This is a genomic window from Bacillota bacterium (genome assembly GCA_040754675.1).
Taxonomy (GTDB): Bacteria; Bacillota; Limnochordia; order Limnochordales; family Geochordaceae; genus Geochorda.
The window spans coordinates 1-1574 of sequence record JBFMCJ010000780.1 but is presented as its reverse complement, the minus strand read 5'-3'; the positions used below and the strand labels follow the sequence as shown (position 1 = coordinate 1574).

1 protein-coding gene is annotated in these 1574 nt (G+C 65.2%); it reads left to right on the top strand.

Features of this window, described 5'->3' with window-relative positions:
* Positions 1–1010: 1010 nt before the first annotated feature.
* On the top strand, positions 1011–1574 hold a 564-nt coding region (locus tag AB1609_23560), incomplete at its 3' end, for a hypothetical protein (protein ID MEW6049412.1).

Sequence of the window (1574 nt, the reverse complement as noted above, 5' to 3'; positions counted from 1 at the left end):
GGCGGCCGCACCGGCCGCGAAGTCAGTGATTGCCTCAGCCGCCGTGGAGTCGGCGGTTGCCTCGGCCTCTCTACCAGCCTCCTGCCCGTGCGCTGGCGGTGCGGCGAGGCGTTCAGCCTCTTGCAGCACACCCGCCAGGACGTCCTCTCCCTGGCCCGCCACGTCAGCGACGACCTCTCCTGCTTCCCCGACTACCGTGACTACCGTACTGGCTGCTTCGGTCGCGGACCGGGCAAGATCGGTAGCTTCCTTGAGGTCCGGGGGCACGGGCAGGGCCGCGAGGGCATGGCGCGGTTCTCTCCGGCCGCGGCAGGCCGCCACCCGGGGCGGCTACGACCACCAGTAGCAAGATGAGGGCCACCCCTGCTCTCAGCGGTCGGTTCCCGTTGCGATGGTGGGGCACATACATCCCTCCTCGCTTGGGGAATTGCCGTGTGGAGTGCCAGATCGGTGGGAGGTGCTCATCACCCCCCCGCAGCCACGCTGCCGCTCTTTGGTCATCCCGCCATGGGTTACATACGTGGAACCCGGGTCCGGCTCCGGAGGTATGGCGGAGCACTGCCGCCCGGGCGCTTCCGGCGCATCGTCTTGGGGTCCGTTAACGCCCGGGTAACGTCGGTCGGTTATGGTTGCGAAGTGGACCCCCGTCGGGTAATGTCGGAGCAGGATTTACTCGCCTCGCGTGGTATTATAGAGGTAGCCGACCCAGAGTTTTACTGAAGGCCGCCTACCTGAGAGGCGAAAGAGAGACCCCGCCGGGGTCGGGGGCGGAATGCCATGGGTACGAGCGTCCAAGTGGCAGTGGTGGGGGCGCTGGCCGGGGTCGCGGTGGCTCTCGGCCAGGTAGCAATAGTGTGGTTCGCACGCGGGTGGCGTTTCCGTTTGTGGAAGCACCGGGCCCATGGTTGAGCCAGCCTCATGGACCTGAACAAACTTCCGCGCCTTGCTCTAAGGGCGACGCGGAGTGAGTTGCAACCGCCGCGACACCCACGGAAAGGAGGTGAAAAAGCTTGAGCACGATACGTCGCACTACTCTCGGCAACCTGGCCCTGCTGCTTTTCGTGGCCTTCCTGTTCCAGGTGGTGATGGCCACCGGCGCCCTGCTGGGCACTGCCCGCGCCAACGCCAGCAAGACTCCTCTGACCACGAGTGGCGAGAACGTGTGGAAAGAGGATGGCTGGGTGCACGTGAGAGTCACGTTGTCGCCGATTACGCCGCTGCTGGATGGGTGGTACCTGCATCTCCGCTTTCCGGGACTGCCCGATCTCGGCGTTAAGGTCGATATGACGTTGAGCGGGACCGTCGATGACCAGGTGTATACCAGCGTGTACACGGGGGTCTATGACCAGGTCTACGCAACGGTGTATGCGAGCACGTACCAGATGTTGCTCGCACTGCGCTACCTACCCTCCCCCGACGTGTACGTAGGCCCCGGCTATAAGGTGGAGTTCACCCAAGCGGAGTGGGATAGCGTGGCCCAGACGGTCTACCTGTCAGGGATCTTCAGACCGCCTCCGCTGCCTCCTCCGGCGGTGCCGGTGCCGACCACTGTGCCGACGGACACCGGGGTGCTG